This window comes from Ruegeria sp. CH8 (assembly GCF_056536985.1).
In genome coordinates this window covers 106,701-126,874 of the sequence record NZ_JBQFQR010000002.1, presented here as the reverse complement: position 1 = coordinate 126,874, position 20,174 = coordinate 106,701, and the positions used below count along the sequence as shown (strand labels likewise).

General features: G+C 59.5%; 19 protein-coding genes. 7 read left to right on the top strand and 12 right to left on the bottom strand.

What is annotated here, in order from left to right; genetic code table 11:
- Nucleotides 1-4: 4 nt before the first annotated feature.
- Together ACR0ER_RS02685 and ACR0ER_RS02680 are read right to left on the bottom strand one after the other, a co-directional pair.
- Nucleotides 5-1,279, bottom strand: a complete 1,275-nt coding sequence (locus ACR0ER_RS02685; RefSeq protein ID WP_480767610.1) for a permease — start codon at nt 1,277-1,279, stop codon at nt 5-7.
- A 125-nt stretch (nt 1,280-1,404) separates the two neighbouring features.
- Nucleotides 1,405-2,145: a YebC/PmpR family DNA-binding transcriptional regulator gene (locus tag ACR0ER_RS02680; RefSeq protein WP_480767609.1), complete on the bottom strand. Its 741-nt coding sequence runs from the start codon at nt 2,143-2,145 to the stop codon at nt 1,405-1,407.
- Between the two features lie 110 nt (nt 2,146-2,255).
- Here ACR0ER_RS02680 and ACR0ER_RS02675 point away from each other — a divergent pair, with 110 nt between their 5' ends.
- From ACR0ER_RS02675 to ACR0ER_RS02660, 4 genes are all read left to right on the top strand, one after another.
- Nucleotides 2,256-4,028 carry an SLC13 family permease gene (locus ACR0ER_RS02675; RefSeq protein WP_170331704.1) on the top strand — a complete coding sequence of 591 codons (1,773 nt, stop codon included), beginning with the start codon at nt 2,256-2,258 and terminating at the stop codon, nt 4,026-4,028.
- Nucleotides 4,029-4,044: 16 nt separating this feature from the next.
- Complete coding sequence (locus ACR0ER_RS02670; RefSeq protein WP_480767608.1) at nt 4,045-4,779, top strand: glutamine amidotransferase; 735 nt, start codon at nt 4,045-4,047, stop codon at nt 4,777-4,779.
- A 72-nt stretch (nt 4,780-4,851) separates the two neighbouring features.
- Nucleotides 4,852-5,709 (top strand): bile acid:sodium symporter family protein, encoded by an 858-nt coding sequence (locus tag ACR0ER_RS02665; protein WP_480767607.1) that lies wholly within the window; start codon nt 4,852-4,854, stop codon nt 5,707-5,709.
- An 11-nt stretch (nt 5,710-5,720) separates the two neighbouring features.
- Nucleotides 5,721-7,382 carry an FAD-binding dehydrogenase gene (locus ACR0ER_RS02660; RefSeq protein WP_480767606.1) on the top strand — a complete coding sequence of 554 codons (1,662 nt, stop codon included), beginning with the start codon at nt 5,721-5,723 and terminating at the stop codon, nt 7,380-7,382.
- A gap of 10 nt (nt 7,383-7,392) precedes the next feature.
- On the opposite strand, the gene ACR0ER_RS02655 is transcribed toward ACR0ER_RS02660, so the two are convergent.
- From ACR0ER_RS02655 to ACR0ER_RS02645, 3 genes are all read right to left on the bottom strand, one after another.
- The gene (locus ACR0ER_RS02655; protein WP_480767605.1) at nt 7,393-8,133 is read right to left on the bottom strand and encodes a YbaY family lipoprotein; all 741 of its coding nucleotides are present in this window, start codon (nt 8,131-8,133) and stop codon (nt 7,393-7,395) included.
- A 95-nt stretch (nt 8,134-8,228) separates the two neighbouring features.
- Nucleotides 8,229-10,007 carry an SLC13 family permease gene (locus tag ACR0ER_RS02650; protein ID WP_480767604.1) on the bottom strand — a complete coding sequence of 593 codons (1,779 nt, stop codon included), beginning with the start codon at nt 10,005-10,007 and terminating at the stop codon, nt 8,229-8,231.
- 80 nt (nt 10,008-10,087) lie between these two features.
- Nucleotides 10,088-10,903, bottom strand: coding sequence for a TIGR00282 family metallophosphoesterase (locus ACR0ER_RS02645; protein WP_480767603.1), 816 nt, complete (start codon nt 10,901-10,903; stop codon nt 10,088-10,090).
- 89 nt (nt 10,904-10,992) lie between these two features.
- Here ACR0ER_RS02645 and ACR0ER_RS02640 point away from each other — a divergent pair, with 89 nt between their 5' ends.
- On the top strand, nt 10,993-11,226 hold the full coding sequence (locus ACR0ER_RS02640; protein WP_480767602.1) for a putative hemolysin: 234 nt from the start codon (nt 10,993-10,995) through the stop codon (nt 11,224-11,226).
- A gap of 5 nt (nt 11,227-11,231) precedes the next feature.
- Here the strand turns inward: ACR0ER_RS02640 and ACR0ER_RS02635 are convergent, their stop codons facing one another.
- On the bottom strand, nt 11,232-11,795 hold the full coding sequence (locus tag ACR0ER_RS02635) for a 5-formyltetrahydrofolate cyclo-ligase (protein WP_480767601.1): 564 nt from the start codon (nt 11,793-11,795) through the stop codon (nt 11,232-11,234).
- Nucleotides 11,792-13,186, bottom strand: coding sequence for a magnesium transporter (mgtE, locus tag ACR0ER_RS02630; RefSeq protein ID WP_480767600.1), 1,395 nt, complete (start codon nt 13,184-13,186; stop codon nt 11,792-11,794). Before mgtE ends, ACR0ER_RS02635 begins: the two co-directional genes overlap by 4 nt.
- 140 nt (nt 13,187-13,326) lie before the next feature.
- Between mgtE and guaD the strand changes: the two genes are divergently transcribed.
- Entirely contained in the window at nt 13,327-14,616 is a 1,290-nt protein-coding gene (gene guaD, locus ACR0ER_RS02625; RefSeq protein ID WP_480767599.1) for a guanine deaminase, read from the top strand.
- 88 nt (nt 14,617-14,704) lie between these two features.
- Here the strand turns inward: guaD and ACR0ER_RS02620 are convergent, their stop codons facing one another.
- The 4 genes from ACR0ER_RS02620 to ACR0ER_RS02605 all read right to left on the bottom strand — a co-directional run bounded on the left by ACR0ER_RS02620 (nt 14,705) and on the right by ACR0ER_RS02605 (nt 17,990).
- Nucleotides 14,705-15,187, bottom strand: coding sequence for a DUF995 domain-containing protein (locus ACR0ER_RS02620; RefSeq protein WP_480767598.1), 483 nt, complete (start codon nt 15,185-15,187; stop codon nt 14,705-14,707).
- 143 nt (nt 15,188-15,330) lie between these two features.
- On the bottom strand, nt 15,331-16,665 hold the full coding sequence (locus tag ACR0ER_RS02615; protein WP_480767597.1) for an 8-oxoguanine deaminase: 1,335 nt from the start codon (nt 16,663-16,665) through the stop codon (nt 15,331-15,333).
- 116 nt (nt 16,666-16,781) lie between these two features.
- Nucleotides 16,782-17,573, bottom strand: coding sequence for a histidinol-phosphatase (gene hisN, locus ACR0ER_RS02610; RefSeq protein WP_480767596.1), 792 nt, complete (start codon nt 17,571-17,573; stop codon nt 16,782-16,784).
- Nucleotides 17,574-17,618: 45 nt separating this feature from the next.
- Entirely contained in the window at nt 17,619-17,990 is a 372-nt protein-coding gene (locus ACR0ER_RS02605) for a helix-turn-helix domain-containing protein (protein ID WP_480767595.1), read from the bottom strand.
- A 333-nt stretch (nt 17,991-18,323) separates the two neighbouring features.
- On the opposite strand from ACR0ER_RS02605, the gene ACR0ER_RS02600 reads away from it, so the two are divergent.
- Complete coding sequence (locus ACR0ER_RS02600; RefSeq protein ID WP_480767594.1) at nt 18,324-19,280, top strand: NADPH:quinone oxidoreductase family protein; 957 nt, start codon at nt 18,324-18,326, stop codon at nt 19,278-19,280.
- Here ACR0ER_RS02600 and ACR0ER_RS02595 read toward each other — a convergent pair.
- The gene (locus ACR0ER_RS02595) at nt 19,277-20,158 is read right to left on the bottom strand and encodes a LysR family transcriptional regulator (protein WP_480767593.1); all 882 of its coding nucleotides are present in this window, start codon (nt 20,156-20,158) and stop codon (nt 19,277-19,279) included. The two genes, ACR0ER_RS02600 and ACR0ER_RS02595, sit on opposite strands and share 4 nt — an antisense overlap.
- Between the last annotated feature and the right edge of the window lie 16 nt (nt 20,159-20,174).

Genomic DNA, 20,174 nt, shown 5'->3' with positions numbered 1-20,174 from the left:
CGTGTCACGCCACCTCGGACTTCTTTGTGTTCGGCAAAACCACCCGATAGCAGGTGATGGCGGCAAACAGGCTGACGAGAACGATGAAGAATACTGCCCAGGCGACTTCGTGTATGTGTGCGACCGCCGCCAGTGCAGCCGACAGGATGACCGCTGTGATCCGGCAAATGCTTTTGATCGCTGCCGCCCCTTTTACGCGCTGATCCTTGGGGGCCACGTCAAGGAAATACAGTTTTCTCGCCCCGCTGATGCCCGTCACGGCCACCGTCACGATAAACAACGCTACCGCGTGAAGATGCACCGCATGATCGACCCCCAAGAAATGCACTGCCAACAACCCACCCCCGGTGAAAGCCACCATCAGGTTGCCCACCACCATTACGGCGCGGTGCGATTTCATGTTCACCAACTGCCACAAAGGGGCTGAGACCAGATACCCCGACGCCGATGAGATGATCATTGCGGTCAAACCCTTGGCTGATGCGTGATGCGCCTCGGCCGCGATCAGTGCAAAGAACGGCACCGACAGGGACACCACGACCAAGGGTATGCGCATGACCATGTAGTGGCGAAACCAGGCCTGATCGAACATGGCAATGATGTCGGTGAAGTTCTCCGAGAACTTCCGTTTCCGCGCAGGCAGCGCGTCACCCTTGGTCTCAGTCTTCTTGGCAATCTCGGACATCGCCAAAATGGACAGGCCCGACAGAACGAAAAAAGTGACCGAGACGGCAATCACTGCCGAATGGCGCGAAAAAGGTGGGTTTTCCTTGGTTATCTCATGCACCAGCAGAGCCAGCCCGATGGCGCCCAATCCGCCGATGCCAAGTTGCAGGTAATGCAAAACCATTCGCGATTTGGAATGCACGTGATCGCCAATGAGGTCGGTATACATCAGCGACTGAATCTCTTCTATCAGACCAATCAGAAAAAACGCTGCAACGAAGGCCACGCCGATGGCTGGAACCACTCCGGTCGAAGCCACCACCACCGCCATGATAAGACAAGCGCCGATGGCAATTTCGGTCAGGGCAATCCCGCGTTTCTTTTGTGGCCGCGCCGCAATCGGCTGCGCCAGAAACACGTCCGAGATCATGCTGCCCGCCATCCGGATCGACACCAGAGCCCCGGCAATGAACATCGGCAACTCCAGCGACACGGCCAGAAACGGCAGCACTACGGACGGGCTACCCAGCGTCCACGCGACCTGAGACAGGATGCTCTGCCCGGCTAGAACCGGGATATTCCGTTTAGGTGTGGTTGCCGGGCTGTCCGTCATTCTCTCATTGATTTCAAATGCCCTACGGACACAATGCTTAGCTTTCAGCCTATAAGGTTCCGGCGAACAGACAAAGAAAAACCCGACCAACGGCCGGGTTTCCAAAGACTGCTGTTTGACGCGGATCAGAGCTGCGCCATGACCTCATCCGTGGCCTCGAAATTGGTGGTGACGCGCTGCACGTCATCATCGTCTTCCAGCGCATCAATCAGCTTCATCAGCTTTTGCATGTCGTCCAGACCCAGCTCGGTCGTTGTGGTCGGCTTCCAGACCAGCTTGGTCGACTCGGTCTCGCCCAACGCGGCTTCCAGCGCGTTCGACACATCGTTCAAATCGGTATCGGCGCACCAGATGATGTGCCCTTCGTCCGAGCTTTCGACGTCTTCAGCGCCTGCTTCGATGGCTGCTTCGAACACGGTGTCGGCATCTCCGACAGAGGCTGAGTAAACAACCTCACCCTTGCGTTCGAACATGAACCCGACCGATCCGGTCTCGCCCAGGTTGCCGCCGTTCTTCGAGAAGGTCGAACGCACGGTCGAGGCCGTCCGGTTGCGGTTGTCCGTCATCGTTTCGACGATCACAGCGACACCGTTGGGGCCATAGCCCTCGTACCGGATTTCTTCGTATTCGTCGCCTTCGCCTGCAACCGATTTCTTGATTGCGCGGTCGATCACGTCCTTGGGGACTGAGTTCGACTTGGCCTCTTTAACGGCCAGACGCAGGCGCGGGTTCTTGTCGGGATCGGGGTCGCCCATCTTGGCGGCTACGGTGATCTCTTTCGACAGCTTGGAAAACAGCTTGGACCGCGCGGCGTCCTGACGTCCCTTGCGGTGCTGGATGTTGGCCCATTTGGAATGGCCTGCCATGGTGCGTCCTCGTGATAGTGATTGCGTGTTCGGCGCTCATATAGACGTTTGCAGGCCATGGGATCAAGAGAGCGGCTTGTCCAAGACCGTCTTGCGGGTATGGTGACGGCATGACGACAGATCAGATTATTCTTTTTGCCCTTTTCGCAACTGTATTCGGAATGCTTCTGTGGGGGCGTTTCCGCTATGATCTTGTGGCGTTTTCCGCGTTGTTGATCGGAGTCGTGCTGGGTGTTGTGCCCGTAGACGACGCCTTTGCCGGGTTTGGCCATCCCGCGACCATCATCGTCGCGCTTGTTCTCGTCGTGTCGGCCGGCTTAGTCCGATCCGGCGCTGTGTTTCTGATCACCCGCACCTTGGTTGATGCCTCGCGGGGCCTTGGCGCACATATCGCACTGATGGGTGGAATCGGCGCGGTTCTGTCAGCCTTCATGAACAACGTCGCCGCTCTGGCTCTGCTGATGCCCGTCGATATCCAAACAGCACGCAAGGCTGGGCGGTCGGTCGGCCTGACGCTGATGCCGCTGAGCTTTGCTACCATTCTGGGCGGCATGGCGACGCTGATCGGCACGCCTCCGAACATCATCATCGCCTCAATCCGGCAGGAGACGCTGGGCGAGCCGTTCAAGATGTTCGACTTCGCCCCTGTCGGCGGGGTGGCGGCCATTGCCGGGCTGGCCTTTGTCTCTCTGATCGGATGGCGGCTTATTCCGAACCGTGGACCGCAGGAGGAATCCTCCGAGGCACTGGCCGAATACATCGCAGAGCTGACCGTCCCGCCCGAATCCGCGCATATCGGCAAGCGGGTCAGCGAACTTTACGAGGCCGCCGAGAAGTCGGACGTGGCCATTATCGGCCTGATCCGCGACGGCAAGCGGCGCTATGGCCGCTCCGCCCATACCACGCTGAAACAGGGCGATGCGCTGGTGCTTGAGGCCCGGCCAGAGGCGCTGGATGAGTTTCGTGCGGCGCTGAACCTCGATTTCTCGGACACCCGGCGGCAGGAGTTGCTGACCGCCGAGGGCGACGGGCTGGAAGTGATCGAGGTTGTTGCCCCCGAAAGTTCCCGCATCACCGGTCGCACCGCGCAGGGGCTTGGGCTGGCGTGGCGGCAAAGCACCGTGCTGATGGGCATCTCGCGCCAAGGCCGCCGCATCACCGAACAGGTCCGCAAGACCAAGGTTGAGGCAGGAGACATCCTGTTGCTGCTCTGCCCGCGCGACCGCAGTGCGGATGTCACCGAATGGCTGCGCTGCCTTCCGCTGGCCGAGCGTGGCCTGAACGTCACCGCCAATGACAAGGCTTGGCTGGCCATCGGCCTGTTCGCCGCCGCAGTTTTGGCCGCCAGTGTCGGGCTGATCTATCTGCCGATTGCACTGGGGCTGGTCGTGGTCGCTTATGTGCTGACCAAGATCATGCCGATTGCCGATATCTACAACCACATCGAATGGCCTGTGGTCGTGTTGCTGGGGTCAATGATCCCGCTGGGCAGCGCGTTGGAGACCTCGGGCGGGACCGAACTGATCGCCAATGCGCTGGTGCAATTGACCGACGGCCTACCCGCATGGGCCATTCTGACGGTTCTGATGATCGTCACGATGACCTTGTCCGATGTGCTGAACAACACTGCCACCGCTATCGTCGCTGCCCCCGTCGGCATCCAGATGGCGCGCACGCTTGAGGTCTCACCCGACCCTTTTCTGATGACGGTCGCCGTAGCGGCCTCGGCCGCGTTCCTCACGCCCATAGGGCACAAGAACAATACGCTGGTTCTTGGCCCCGGCGGTTATCGCTTTGGTGACTACTGGCGCATGGGCCTGCCGCTGGAAATCCTCATCGTCGCGGTTTCCATTCCCGCCATTCTTGTCTTCTGGCCGCTTTGATGGGTAAAGGCAGCGCATGAAACGATTTCTGATCCTGCAACTGCGCCCCGAAACCGAAGCCTCGGATGCCGAGTACGCCTCGATCCTGGACAAGACCGGCCTGTCGCCGAACCAGACCCATCGCATCCGTCTGGATTGCGAGGACTTGCCTGCAGGGTTGAATGTCACCGACTATGCCGGCGTGATTGTTGGTGGCGGCCCAGGCTGTGTCAGTGACGATCCGGCTACAAAGTCCCCGATGGATGCGCGTATCGAAGCCGCCATCATGGGCCTGATGCCGCAGATTACCGCGAAGGATCATCCGTTCATGGGGTGCTGCTATGGCCTCGGCATTCTGGCCGCGCATCTGGATGGGGATGTCAGCAAGGACCAGTACGGAGAACCCGTCGGCCCCTCGACCTGCCACCTGACCGATGACGGTGCACGCGATCCGCTGACCGCCGGGTTGGACCAGACCTTCGACGCATTTGTCGGCCATAAAGAGGCCGTGCAGACCCTGCCCGACGGGTGCGTTCACCTTGTCGCCTCGGACCCCTGCCCGTTTCAGATGATCCGCTGGGGCCAGAACGTCTATGCCACACAATTCCACCCCGAGGCCGACGCGCGCGACTTTGAAGAGCGTATCAATATCTACAAGCACCACGGCTATTTCCCGCCCGAAGACGCCCAGCGCCTGATCGATATCTGCCACGCAGCCGACGTCACCCAACCCGGCGAAATCCTGCACCGTTTTGCCAAGCGCTATATGTGACCCAACGGCGCGGTTGCCTGCAACTTCACCCCTCGCATAGGCTGATCCGAACGGCTTTGGGAGGAGTTGTTCTTGGATCTGCTTATCAATGTCGGCCTGCCGCTGTCGCTGGCCATAATCATGCTGTCTCTGGGCATCGGGCTGCACGTCGCTGATTTTCGGCGCGTTCTGACCCGGGGCTACCCGTTTGCTATCGGCGCCTTGAGTCAGGTGGTGCTGCTGCCAATCGCGGCCGTCATCACCGTCAAGCTGTTCGCCCTGCCGCCCGAGATCGCGGTTGGCTTCATGCTGCTCAGCTTTTGCCCGGGCGGCGTGACCAGCAATATCCTGTCGAAACTGGCTAAAGGCGATGTTGCACTGTCGGTTAGCCTGACTGCGGTGATCAGCCTGTTATCGATGGTGACCGTGCCCATTCTGGCCGCCTGGTCGATCAATCACTTCATGGGCGAAGACGCCCCCGAGGTCTCAATCACCGGACTGGCCATCGCCCTGTTCCTGATCACCACCCTGCCCGTGGCCATCGGCGTCAGCTTGCGCCATTTCGCACCCACTTTTGCAGAACGGATCGACGCGCCATTGTCCAAAGTGGCGACCGCCCTTTTTGTCTTAATTGTCCTCGCCGCGCTGGCCGGAAACTGGCAGCTTTTCATTGACAACCTTGGGATCATGGGCGCTGGGCTGGTCACTTTGAACATCGCGCTGCTGGCCATCGGGCTGGGGCTGGCGCGTGCCGCGAAACTGTCGTGGAATGAGAGTAAAACCATTTCAATCGAAACCGGCATTCAGAATTCGACGCTGGGGATCACTCTGGCGGCGCTGATCACGGGGACTGAGACTGGGTTTAGCCCGCTGGCCCTGCCCTCAGCCGTTTACGGGATCATGATGTATGTCGTGGCCCTGCCCTATATCGCCTGGCTCCGCAGCCGCTGAAAGGACAAGACATGACCAACAACACTGCTGATGCCATCGTCGTGGGGGCCGGATTGGCCGGGCTGGCCGCCGCGGCCGAGCTTGGGGATCGCGGCAAGAAGGTGATCGTTCTGGATCAGGAGCCCGCGCGTTTTCTGGGTGGGCAAGCGTTCTGGAGCCTCGGCGGGCTGTTCATGGTCGACACACCGGAACAGCGGCGCATGGGGATCAAAGACAGTCACGATTTAGCCTTACGCGACTGGATGGGCAGCGCGCAATTCGACCGCGATGAAGACGCCTGGCCGCGCAAATGGGCCGAAGCTTACGTGGAATTCGCCGCCGGAGAGATGCGTCCTTGGCTATACGAGATGGGTCTGCGCTGGTTCCCTATCGTCGGATGGGCCGAGCGTGGTGGATCCTATGCGGATGGCCACGGCAACTCAGTCCCGCGGTTTCACATCACATGGGGCACTGGGCCGGGCGTTCTGAAACACTTCATCCGTCGTGTACAGGAACACGTCAGCGCCGGTTTGATCGAGTTGAAATTCCGTCATCAGGTCAGCCATATCATCATGCAGAACGGCGGCACCAAGGGGGTTTCGGGCGAGGTACTGGCCGATGACACTGCCGCGCACGGCGCCAAGACCAACCGCGATGAGGTGGGTGAGTTCGAGGTCTATGCGCCCTCGGTTATCGTCACTTCGGGCGGGATCGGTGGCAATTTCGAGATGGTGCGCAAGAACTGGCCCCGCGACCGGTTGGGCGAGCCGCCAAAAGACATGGTCGCAGGCGTGCCCTTTCACGTCGATGGCCGCATGATCGGCATCAGTGAAAAAGCTGGCGGCCATGTGATCAACGGCGATCGGATGTGGCATTACACTGAAGGCGTCCGCAACTGGAACCCGATCTGGCCCTCGCATGGTATCCGCATCCTACCCGGACCAAGCTCCATGTGGTTCGACGCGCATGGCAATCGGCTGAAACCGCCCTGCATGCCGGGGTTCGATACACTGGGTACTCTGGAAGAAATCCTGAAAACCGGCCACGAATACAGTTGGTTCGTGCTGACCCAGAAGGTGATTAAAAAGGAATTCGCCCTGTCGGGTTCCGAACAGAACCCCGACATGACCGATGGCGGCTGGCGCGAGGTGCTGTTTCAACGCGTCCTGACCGGCTCAAAAGCCACCGCGCCGGTTGAGGCGTTCAAAGAACACGGAGAGGATTTCATCGTTGCCAATACGCTGACCGAACTGGTCAGCGGCATGAACCAATTGGGCGGCGGCCTGATCGACGAGGCCCATCTGCGCGCCCAGATCGAGGCGCGGGACAGTCAGGTCGACAACCCCTTTACCAAGGACGCGCAGATGGCGGCCATTCTGGCCGCGCGCAACTATCGAGGCGACAAACTGATCCGCACTGCCAAGCCGCACAAATTCCTTGATCCGGCCAACGGCCCACTGATCGCGGTGAAGCTGCACGTGCTGACACGCAAAACTCTGGGCGGGCTGCAGACCAATCTCGACAGTCAGATGATCGGCGCGGATGGTCAGGTCGTCCCCGGCCTGTTCGCTGCCGGAGAGGTCGCGGGGTTCGGAGGCGGTGGTTACCACGGCTACAACGCGCTCGAAGGCTCGTTTCTGGGCGGCTGCATCTTCTCAGGCCGCAATGCCGGGCGGTCAAGGGCCGTCGCGTGACGGCCCTAACCTATTGGGTACGCACGAATTTGATGATCGGCTCGCCTGCAGCATTCAGAAAAGCCAGAGCATCCCCTTCCATCGCGTAGGTGGTTGCGCCTTGCAGGGCTTTGAAAAACTGCCGTTCAACCTCTTCCAATGCCGGTGGGCAAGCCATCAACGTCGCAGCCATATTGTCGGGGAATGAGATGCTCGCTCCGGATATCTCGGCCTGACCGTTGAAACGGTTGCACCCTCCACTGCCGGAAAAGGCTCCGCCCTGTGCGAAGGTAATTTCAGGACGACGCTCTGCTTCAATCGGAGCACCGTTCAAAACGGCAGCCGTCCACTGAGTGTTGTCCAGCATTGCGCCTCCCTGAACCTGAACCAGCATCAAATCGGCGGAATCCCCTGCCCCATCGGTCAAAACCGGGTAGGCCGTGTCGGTGGTAAACAGCAGATCTTGCCCCTGATTGATTGAGGCACGCACCACGTATCGGTGGCCGTCCTTGATCAGGGCATCATCAAAGGTTAGCTCAAACTGCGCGGGCACGCTGTCCATTGCATACCGTTTCGCAGCAAGGGGTATCGCAGGCGCATCGGCCAGCGAGACATCCTGAAGCTCGACATACAGTGTGGCGTCTGGCGGTACTGCGATGCGTTCGCGGTAAGTGGCTGTTCCCGTGACCATCCCTGCATGGCCCTGGCTGACCAGAACTGTAAGCGCAATTGCACTCACGACGATGGCTTGACCGAGTTTTGGAAATGGCATGATCCAATCCTTTTACTGCCGCTTTGGTAAAAAGATCGTGGCCTAATCGGTATTTACAAGACCCCTGCCTGTGGATCGGCGATTCCGCGCCAGATTTACAGCGGCCAGATAAACGGAATCAGCAACGACGCCAGCAAGCCGACCGTCAGGTTCAGCGGCACACCAACCTTGAGGAAATCGGTGAACCGGTAGCCCCCGGGGCCGTAAACCATCATGTTGGTCTGATACCCAATCGGCGTCGCGAACGAGGCCGAGGCCGCCACCATCACCGCTACTACCAGCGGACGCGGGTCGATCCCGACCGCCTGCGCCAGACCGATGGCAATCGGCGTCACCACTACGGCCACCGCGTTGTTCGACACCAGTTCGGTCAGCACCGAGGTCAGCAGATAGACAGCCCATATGATCAGGAAGGGCGGCAGCGCGCTCAGGCCCGGAGCGATCGCCTCGACAATCAGCGAAACGGCACCGGATTTATCCAGCGCCGCGCCAATGGCCAGCATCGCAAAGATCAAAGCCAGCAAGCGGCCCTCGACAAAGGAAAACGCCTCATCCGCATCGATACAGCGGGTCACCAGCACCACTGCGACTGCCAGAACTGAAAGCAGCAGGATCGGCGCCACCCCCAATGCGGCCAGCACGACAATCCCGATTAGCGCGCCGATGGCAATCGGTGCATGACTGCGCCGGAAGGCACGGGCAGAGGGCTGCGTGACGTCGACCATGTCCATGTCAGACGCCAGCTTTTGGATATCTGCCGGGGATCCTTCCAACAGCAGAGTGTCGCCGACCCGCACCACCAGATCATCCAGCTGGCGCCCGATATTCTGGTTCCGCCGATGTACTGCCAGCACATAGACACCATACCGGCGGCGTAAACGCAGCGTGCCGAGCGTCCGCCCCACCATGCGACAACCCGGGGTGATCAGAACCTCAACCGTTTTGGTTTCAACCGCCGATACCTGATCGACGCGCTTGAGTTCCTTGTTGCTTTGCAGGCTCAGCAACTCGGTCATTTCTGTGCGCAGAACCACACGGTCACCGAGTTTCAGTTCAACCCCTTTCAGATTGCGCCGCAGCGACTCGTCGCCCCGTATAACGTCAATCAGACGCACGCCAGGACGTTTGAACAGCTGTACCCCTATCACCTCGCGCCCAATCAGGTTGCTTTCTGGAGGGATGACGGCCTCGGTAAAAAACTTCATCTTGGACCGGTCGGACAGCAGTGAGGCCATGCTGTCCCGGTCTGGCAACAGGCGCGGCGCGATGAAACGCAAGTAGATCATGCCATAGATCACCAGCACGATGCCCAACGGCGTGACTTCTAAGATCGAGAACGCCTTCATCCCTTGAGCCCGAGCCACACCATCCACCAGCAGGTTGGTCGAGGTTCCAATCAACGTCAACGTGCCGCCCAGAATAGCCGCATAACTCAACGGGATCAGCAATTTTGAGGCCGGAACATTCAGCGTGCGCGCAATCTGCACAAAGACCGGGATCATTACGACCACCACCGGCGTGTTCGACACCACCGCCGAAGCCAGCACAACAAACGCCATCAACAGCCCAATGGCGAAGCGCGGGTTCACCTGCGCCTGCTTCTGCGCGGTCGAGGTAAACGCATCAAGCGCTCCGGTCCGCACCAAAGCCCCCATGATGATAAACATCGCCGCAATGGTCCAGGGCGCGGGGTTGGACAGCACGGCCAGCGCGCTTTGATACGGCAAAATGCCGGTGACCAGCATCACCGCTACTCCGCCGATGGCAACGACCTCTGTCGGGTAGGTTTCGCGCAAGAACATGACGAACATGCCTGCAACCACCAATAGCGCCACAATTGCGCTGCCCATTTCTGTCAGTTGAAGGAATTGCATTCTTGGTTTTGTGTCCGAACCTTGGCTTGGCTTGCGCGCCCGCCGGTCAGTTTCCCGCATTGCGCGCGGCAGAGCAAGCCTTACTGCGGCCCAGCTTGTTGCAGACGCCCGCCTACGCGCACCATCTGCACCGATTTCGCCTGCCCGTCGCGGTCATCGGTCTCGACGAAAACACCACTCAGCGTTGCCTCACCATTGGCCGGTGTGAACCGCGCCTTGGGCATACCGGTGATGAAACGGCGCATCGGTTCAACCTTGTCCATGCCGATCACCGAGTCATAATCCCCGCACATCCCTGCATCGGTAAGGTAGGCCGTGCCGCCCGGCAGGATCTGAGCATCCGCGGTCGGCACGTGGGTATGCGTCCCGACCACAAGGCTGGCGCGTTTGTCGCAATAGTGACCCATCGCCATCTTTTCAGACGTCGCCTCGCAATGCATATCTACGATGATGGCCTGCGCCTGACCACCGCGTGGGTGCGACTTCAGGACCGGTTCAATGGCCGAGAACGGATCATCAAAGGGCCGTTTCATGAACACCTGCCCCAGCACCTGCACCACCAGCACCTTGCGGCCTCCGGGTGCGGTGAACAAGCGATGGCCCCGCCCCGGCGCGCCTTTGGCGAAGTTCACCGGACGCACGATGCGCGGTTCTTTCTCGATGAATTGCAGCATATCCTTCTGGTCGAACGCGTGATCACCCAGAGTCAGGCAGTCGGCACCGGCGTCCAGCAGCAATTTCGCGTGATCACCGGTCAACCCCATCCCGTTCGAGGCGTTCTCACCATTGACCACAACAAAATCCAACCGCCATTCGTCACGCAGACGCGGCAGATGTTGCTGAATGGCCGTGCGTCCCGCGCGGCCCATGACGTCACCCAGAAAAAGTATCCTCATCCAACCTGTCCTAAGTGTGGTAATGGTCAAGCACAAGTGGTTAAGCTGCCAGCATAAACTGCCAAAGCCCTTTAGACAGGAGAATCTTAATGACTCGCACCTTTTTGGCTGCCATTGGCCTGACCACACTAGCCGCCTGCGAAGAGGCACCGACTTCAGATTCAGACACTCAACTGGCAAACCCTGCGGCCACGTTCTGTGTAGAAAGCGGTGCGAAATACGAAATCCGCGACGGCGACGAAGGGCAGACCGGCGTCTGCATTCTGCCGGACGGGCGCGAAGTTGATGCTTGGGAATACTTCCGCGAAAATAGCCCGACCTGAGGCGATCAGGCCGAAAACGTCAGCACGCGGCTTTCCGTGACCACCATATCCAACGGCTGATCGGTGGGCTCCAGCGGTAGCCCTTCGGCCTCTTGCGCGTCAAAGGCAAATCCGATGGCCAGTGTCGGGCGTTTGGCGCGCAACCCTTGCAGCGTGCGGTCATAAAAGCCGCCGCCATAGCCCAAGCGTCCGCCCTGCGCATCAAATGCGACCAGCGGAACAAGCAGGATCTCGGGGTCGAAGTAGTCATCGACCTCGGGCACCTTGGCCCCGAAGGGTCCGTCTTTCAGTGCGCCCTCTGGCGTCCAGCGTGAAAACTTCAGTGGTTGTCCGGCGGCCTGAATCACCGGCACACCGACCGGGCCATAGGCAGAGGCCTCGGCCATCGCAGCCAGCGGATCTATCTCGGTGCGGATCGGCATGTAGCCTGAAATTGGCACGCCCCGGTGCCCGGCCAGAACCTCGGATAAACGCCCGGCGGCTCCGGGCAAACGGGTGTCAAACGCAGCCTTGCGGCGCGCAAAAGCCGCCTTGCGCGCGGCAGCTTTGATTTCGGTCAGATCGGTCACAGTAGCACCACGCTGGCAAGCCCAAGAAAGATGAAGAACCCCATGACATCCGTTGTGGTCGTTACAAAGGTTCCCGACGCCAGCGCAGGGTCAACACCCATACGGTCCAGCACCACCGGTACTACCGTACCTGCAAAGCCTGCGATGATCATATTCACGACCAAGGCCGATCCGATCACGACACCCAGCATCGGAGAATCAAACCACATCATCCCAACGGTGCCCAGCACGATGGCAAAACACAGCCCGTTCAGCATCCCCACCAACAACTCGCGCCGGATTACGCGCATGACGTTGGCGTTGGTCAGGTCGCGCGTTGCTAGCGCCCGCACCGCAACCGTCAGCGACTGCGTCCCGGCATTGCCGCCCATCGACGCCACGATCGGCATCAGAATCGCCAGCGCCACCAATTGATCAATCGCCGCCTCGAACTGTGAGATCACCAGCGAGGCACAGATCGCCGTACACAGGTTCACGGCCAGCCACGGCAGACGCCGCCGACTGGTCGCGGCCACACTGTCCGAGATCGAGCTTTCGTCGCTAACCCCTGCAAGACGCAGAATATCTTCTTCGTGTTCTTCATCCAGAACGACCATCGCGTCGTCGATGGTGATCACACCGACCAACCGCCCATCCGCATCCACTACCGGGGCCGAAATCAGGTGGTATTGGTTGAAGGCATAAGCCACATCTTCCTCGTCTTGATCGACGGGGATCGAGTGGAACTCCTCTTCGGCGATGTCATGCAGTGGCACCTCGCGCCGTGTGGCCATCAGCTTGCCCAGAGTGACCTGCGCCACGGGCTTCAGCCGCGGATCGACCAGCACCACGTGATAGAATTGTTCAGGCAGATCGTCATTGGCGCGCATGAAGTCGATGGCCTGCCCAACCGACCAATGCTCGGGCGCCATGACCACCTCGCGCTGCATAAGACGACCGGCAGAGTTTTCCGGGTAGGACAACGCCTGTTCAGCCGCGATCCGCTCGGAATCCTCAAGCGCGTCAAGGATCGCCTCCTGCTGCGGCTCTTCGAGGTCTTCCAACAGGTCAACAACGTCGTCGCTTTCCATGTCACGCACGGCGTCGGCCAGAACGTCCGGGCGCAGCACGTTAATGACCTCTTCACGCACCGCCTCATCAAGTTCCGAGAGGATATCGCCGTCAAACTCTTTGTCATACAGACGGATCAGACGCGCCCGATCATAAGGGTTGATCTGTTCCAGAAGGTCAGCGATGTCGGCCGGGTGTAGCGGATCCATCAGCTCGATCAGCTTGTCGCGGTCGTCCACGTCGACTGCGTACAGAATGGCGGCTACGGTCTTGCGATCCAGCGCATAGACATCTTCGTCGCTGGTCGCATCGGTTACGGGTTCATCAAAGCCTGTCGTCATATCTGCCCCCGTATCATTCGGTCATTGGCCTCTAATTAGAAGAAGCTGCTACCGGAAAACAATGACAATGCGGCGATTTACCGACAAGTTTCACCCGCCTATGCTGTTTCGCAGTCCCATACAGGCGGAGATGAAGAAAAATGGCGCAAAAAACGCTGCTGAAAGGGCGTGTTCTGAGTTTCACCGGTTCCCCGTTCGAGGGTGAACCGACCGAAGCCGTCAAAATCAGCGAGGCCGTTCTGGTCGAAGACGGCCGCATTTCCGCTGTTGCGGATGCCGACAACCTGCGCGCCGCCCATCCGGACGCAACCGTCGTGGATCACGGCCAGCACGTCATCATGGCCGGGTTTGTGGACGCCCATGTGCACTATCCGCAGACCGCCATGATCGCCAGTTGGGGCAAACGCCTGATCGACTGGCTGAACACATATACCTTCCCCGAAGAGATGAAGTTCGGCGACCCCGCCTATGCGTCCGAGATCGCCAACCGCTATCTGGACCTGACGGCGGCGCATGGCACGACTACCATGTGCAGTTTCTGCACCATCCACCCCGAAAGCGTGGATGCCTTCTTCACAGCTGCGCGGCAGCGTAATCAGCGTGTGGTCGCTGGTAAAACTTGCATGGATCGCAACGCGCCCGAGGGACTGCGGGACACGGCGCAGACGGCCTACGACCAGTCCGATGCGTTGCTCGCGAAATGGCACGGAATCGACCGGCTGTCCTATGCAATCACCCCGCGCTTTTCCCCCACCTCCACGCCCGAACAGCTTGAGGCGATGGGCGCGCTCTGGGCCGAACATCCGCATTGCCTGATGCAAACGCACCTGAGCGAGCAAACCGACGAAATCGCCTGGGTCCGCGAGTTGTTCCCCGAGGCGCGCGATTATCTGGATACCTATGAGAAGTTCGGCCTGCTGGGCGCGCATGGCGTCTACGGCCACGTCATCCATCTGGAAGCCCGCGAACGCGACCGGCTGCGTGAGGTCGACGCGGCGCTGATACACTGCCCGACCTCGAACACCTTCATCGGCTCGGGGCTGTTCGACATGACCGGACTGATGACCGACGGCCACCGGGTTGGCCTGGCAACAGATACTGGCGGCGGGTCCAGCTTTTCGATGCTGCGCACGATGGCCGCGGCCTATGAGATCGGGCAGCTGAGGGGTGCGCCTTTGCACGCCGCTCAGCTGCTGTGGCTGGGCACCGTCGGTTCGGCGCGTACATTGCGGATGGACGACTGCATCGGCAACGTCGCTCCGGGGATGGAGGCCGATCTGGTCGTCCTCGACCTCGCCTCGACCCCGGCCATCGCCCAGCGCGAGGCCTGCGCCGACGATCTGTGGGAGGCCATCTTCCCCACCATCATGATGGGCGACGACCGGGCGATTTCCGAGGTTTGGATCGCCGGGCGGCGAGCTATCAGCTAGACAAAGGATCACCCAGGTCAAACACGAAACCGGGCAGCCAAAAACTTAGCTGCCCAGAATTAAATTGGATCATCTGACTGTTTGAAATCTACAGCCCTAGGCTTTTCGAATTCTTTCTTTTCTTTGATTTAAATTTGTCACCCTTCACAAGGCTTTCGTCACCAGTCATTGACCACCACTCATTTTCGTTCGGCCAACTGCGCCAGATCGAACCGTCCGGAGCAACCACGTGTTCGATACACCCCAGTGCGTCTTCCTTGGACCCTCTGGCATCACCTTCGGGCCAATACCAAACCAAGTCGCGACACACCCGCGCTTTGCCATCAACCTTCCAAGTCCCAACGCCCACATTATCGCTGTGTTTCTTACACCAGGCACTGGCTTGCCAACCGGAACCAAAGTAAATTCCCCCTTCGCAACTTTTCCATATCTGGGTTTTTCCTGCGTAGAGTTGAGCGATTGTGTTCGGATCCGCAGGTTTAGAACCCTGCGGCTTCGGGTCGGCCCAAGCTGCTCCAACATTCAAAACAGTGAAGATTGCAGCGCCAAACGAAAGTACTCGCAAATTCATCTATCTACTCCTTAAAATAGACGGAAAACATAGCACAACCGGGGAAAAACTCAAAAAACGACCGAGACACGGCTGGAGCGCTTCGAAGCCATAAGGTCACTTCACAGTGGCGACAGCGACGACGATCACCTGTGCTTTTCAACCTAGTATTGCAGAGCGTGGACCAGCTGGTTCTGCTGCTCGATCACACGGGGCATGTCCAACGTGGTGACATGCCCATCGCGCACGATCTGGCGGCCTTCGACAAACAGATGTTTCACATTCATCGGCCCCGCCAGCAGCAACGCCGCCGGGTCCCAACTGCCTGCGCTTTCGATGCCGCGCGTGTCCCAGATGGCAATGTCGGCGCGCTTGCCGGGTTCCAGCCGCCCGCAGTCGGGGCGGTTCAGAACATCGGCACCACCGCGCGTTGCGATCTCAAGCACTTCGCGGGAGGACATGGCATCCGCACCCTTCGCAACCCGTTGCAGCAACATGGCCTGACGCGCCTCAAGGATCAGGTTGCCGATGTCGTTGCTGGCTGACCCATCCACTCCCAATCCAACAGGAACGCCCTGGTCGCGCATGGCACGCACCGGCGCGATGCCTGACCCCAGACGGCAATTGGAGCAGGGACAATGGGCAACGCCCGTCCCGGTTCTGGCGAACAAGTCAATCTCGGCCCCATCCAGCTTGACGCAATGGGCGTGCCAGACGTCCGGGCCGGTCCAGCCCAGATCCTCGGCATATTGCCCCGGGCGACAGCCAAACTGAGCCTGCGAATAGGCGATATCCTCGTCATTCTCCGCCAAATGAGTGTGCAGCATCACGCCCTTGTCCCGCGCCAGAATCCCAGCATCGCGCATCAGATCACGGCTGACGGAAAACGGCGAACACGGCGCCAACCCAACGCGGACCATCGCCCCCTCGGACGGATCGTGGAACGCATCGACCACACGGATCATGTCGTCGAGGATGGTTTGCTCCTGCTCTACTAACGCGTCCGGCGGCAACCCTCCGTCACTTTCCCCAATGCTCATCGCGCCGCGTGTGGGGTGGAAACGCAGACCAATCTCTGCGGCAGCGGCAATCGTATCGTCCAGCCGTGCACCGTTCGGATACAGATACAGGTGGTCTGAACTGAGCGTGCATCCCGAAAGTGCCAGTTCGGCCAAACCGATCTGGGCCGAGACGAACATCTCTTCCGGCCCAAAGCGAGACCAGATGGGATAGAGCGTCTTTAGCCAACCAAATAGCAACGCATCCTGCCCGCCGGGCACTGCGCGCGTTAGGGTTTGATAAAGGTGGTGATGGGTGTTCACTAAGCCCGGCGTTACAACACACCCGGCGGCATTGTGGATTTCTCCGGCTGTCTTCAAACCGTGGCCGACCTGTTCGATCTTTCCCCCACGGATCAGGATATCCGCACCAGAGAGTTCACGGCGCGAATCGTCCATCGTCAGGATAGTGTCTGCATTCTTGATCAGGATTTCGGTCATTCCGCCCTCCTTGCTTTACACCCGTTTCGTGCAAGAAGAGCGTCGGCTGGCGGAAAACGGGTACAAGAACCAGCCGGGCAAACCCTACCCGACCAGTTCAAACCCGGCAATAACTTTCAATGCTTGCGCAAAAGCGCCAGCGCCGCCGCGTGCAGTTCTGCATTTGCTGCTGCCAGCACGCGCCCGCCCTCATGCACCGGGCCACCCTGCCAATCGGTAACAACGCCGCCAGCGGCTTCGATCACCGCAATGGGCGCCTGAATGTCATAGGCGTTCAGCCCCGCCTCGATCACCAGATCGACCTGCCCCGCAGCCAGCAGAGCATAGGCATAACAATCCATGCCATAACGTGTCAGACGCACTTGCTGCGCCACTGCCTCGAACCCGGCGCGTTCCTCGGGGGAGCCGACCTCGGGGAATGTGGTGAACAGAATCGCCTGATCCAGGCTGGAAGTCGGACGGGTCTTCAATGGTGCTGTGCCAGTCGGGCCGGTCACCTGAGCGATATCAGCCGCCCCGACAAAACGCTCTCCTATATAAGGCTGGTCGATGACGCCCATGACCGGGCCGTCTTGCGTGCTCAGCGCGATCAGCACGCCCCAGGTGGGTGTGCCGCTGATGAAACCGCGGGTGCCGTCGATCGGGTCCAGAACCCACGTCCGACCGCTGCTGCCCTGAACCTGGCCGAACTCTTCACCAAAGATACCGTCATCGGGCCGGTGTTTGGCCAGAACCGCGCGCATGGCCTGTTCGGCGCTCCGGTCGGCAACTGTTACCGGATCGAAGCCTTCGGCCAGCTTGTTGTCGGTCTCAAGATTGGTTTGCCTGAAAAACGGAAGAATGGCCGCGCGCGCCGCGTCGGCCATTTCTTCGGCAACATCCAGATCGCTTAAAAGAGTCTCTTGCATGCGCTACCCGTGCGGCCCACGCGTGCCAGAGTCAACCCTGTTCGCTCAGGCGACTTCGCTGAGGACGCGTGCAAGCTCAAACAGACGGCGGCGTTGGTTTTCAGGGATTGCATAGTAGGAGCGCACCAGATCCAGAGCTTCCTTGTCACCCATTAAATCTGCTGGAACGGACTTCTTGCCGCTCGTTTCCTTTTCAGTCTCTTCCAAACCTTCGAAGAAAAAGCTGACAGGTACATCCAATGCCTCGGCGATGTCCCACAGGCGAGAAGCGCTGATACGGTTGGCACCAGTTTCATACTTTTGGATTTGTTGAAACTTAATACCAACTTGCTGCGCCAACTGCTGTTGGGTCATGCCAATCAGCCAGCGGCGATGCCGGACGCGCTTACCCACATGGACATCGACGTGATGGGTCATTGGTATTCTCCTTTTTTACACACAACCAATTCGGGTGCGCGACATAACTATACTACCGCAACACTAGCGAGCCGCCCTTAACTACTTCCTAATCAGGAACATGCCCCCAAATCATCAACTCTCACAATATTGCTCTTTTTGGGTTTTTTTTCAAGAAGGTTGAATCGGATTCCTCGGACAGACGTTTAAGGTTGTGCCACTTCTGCCCGGCACACGTCGCTGACCTTTGGTAAGCCTACAGCGCCCAAACCATTCCCTGCCAGCGTGATCGGCTTAGAGATTGACAATCCCTACACGGCAAGAACCTATGCGCCAAACTAAAGGAGCGCAACTATGCTGGCCTACAGAATTCTGTCTCAAGGTGCCGCCGCCCGGCTTTGTGATATGGACGTTCCTCGCCCTTTGTCAGGTCAGGTCCGTGTTGCGATCAAAGCCTGCGGTCTGAACTTTGCAGACTTGCTAATGCAGAAGGGCACTTATCAGGATACCCCACCTGCCCCGTTTACACAGGGTATGGAGATTGCTGGCGTCGTGGATGCAACGGGTCCCGACGTATCGCACCTAAAACCGGGTGACCGGATCGCGGTCTACTCGGGTCAGGGCGGTCTGGCGGAATTTGGAGTATTCGACGCAGAGCGCGCGATTCCCCTGCCCGATTCGATGAGCTTTAAAGATGCTGCTGCCATTCAGATCGCCTATGGCACCAGCCACATCGCGTTGGATCACCGCGCCCGCCTTCAACCCGGCGAGACACTTCTGGTCACTGGGGCGGCAGGTGGTGTCGGCCTGACAGCGGTTGAGATCGGCAAACTGATGGGCGCAACCGTGATCGCTCAGGCGCGTGGCGCGGACAAACTGGCCGTGGCGCAGGCCGCCGGGGCGGACCACCTGATCGACGCATCCGAGGATCTGCGCACGCGTGTCAAGGAGCTTGGGGGCGCAGACGTCGTTTACGACGCGATCGGTGGCGATATTTTCAAAGCCGCTTTCCGCGCCACGAACCCCGAAGGGCGTCTGCTGCCCATCGGCTTTGCGGGCGGAGAGGTTCCGCAGATTCCCGCCAATCACCTTTTGGTCAAGAATCTGACAGTGATCGGGTTCTATATCGGAGGGTATCTGAACTTTCGGCCTCAGATCGTTCAGAACAGTTTTGAAACGCTGTTCCGCTGGCACGCCGAGGGGCGGATCAAGCCGCACATCAGCCACGTGCTGCCCTTGTCGAACGCCGAGAAAGGTTTGCAACTGCTGCGCGACCGCACGGCGACCGGCAAGGTCGTGATCACGCCCTAACCAACTACCGCTTTCAGAGGGCTGCTGCCGATCAATCGGAAATTCTGCCGGACAAGATCAGCCAGCGCCTCGACCACGGGGCCGCGTCCGGGCTCTCCTCCGTACAGGTTGATCATGTGTGCGGGCAGATCGGGCAGAACGCCGCCGTCATCAATCTGCACCAGATGTGCGGCCTCGGTGCCATCCAGCATGGCGTGAATCGCCAGATCGGCAGAAACGGTGGCTTCGATGGTGCGGTCGTTTTCTGTTTCCACCGACAGTTCCCATGGAAGGCCTGCCTCATCCAGCGCCGCAATCATCTGCGGCCGGAACATGCAACGACGCCCAACGGCAATGGGAATCGGTCGTTTACGCCAGGCCGACCCGCCGGGCGCGCCGATCCAGCGCAACGGTAGTTCGGCAATGGTTTCGGCACCCTCGCCCCGGTTAGCCTCGGTCGTCAGGATCAGGTCACATTCCCCGCGTTTGAGCATGTCTTTCAGTTGCAGCGAGTATGAAGACACCAATTGCACCCGCACCCGCGGGAAATCCGCGTTGAAGCGCTGCAATACCCTCGGAATCGCCGGGTAAACGATGTCATGCGGCACACCCAGCACCACCTCACCCTCAAACGCCTGATCAGTGAGTTTCGAAATCACTTCATCATTCAGCGCAATCATGCGACGGGCATAGGCCAGCAGTTGCTCACCAGACGCGGTCAGCGCGATTGTCCGGCCGCTGCGGTCCAGCAGTTCTAGGCCCAGCAACTCTTCCAAGCGCTTTAGCTGCATCGAAACGGCGGATTGCGTAAGATGCAGAAACCCGGCGGCGCGTGTCACGCCACCCTGATCCGCCACCGCCACGAATGACCGCAAGGTTGTAATATCCAGATTTCGCATCTTCACGAATCCTTAT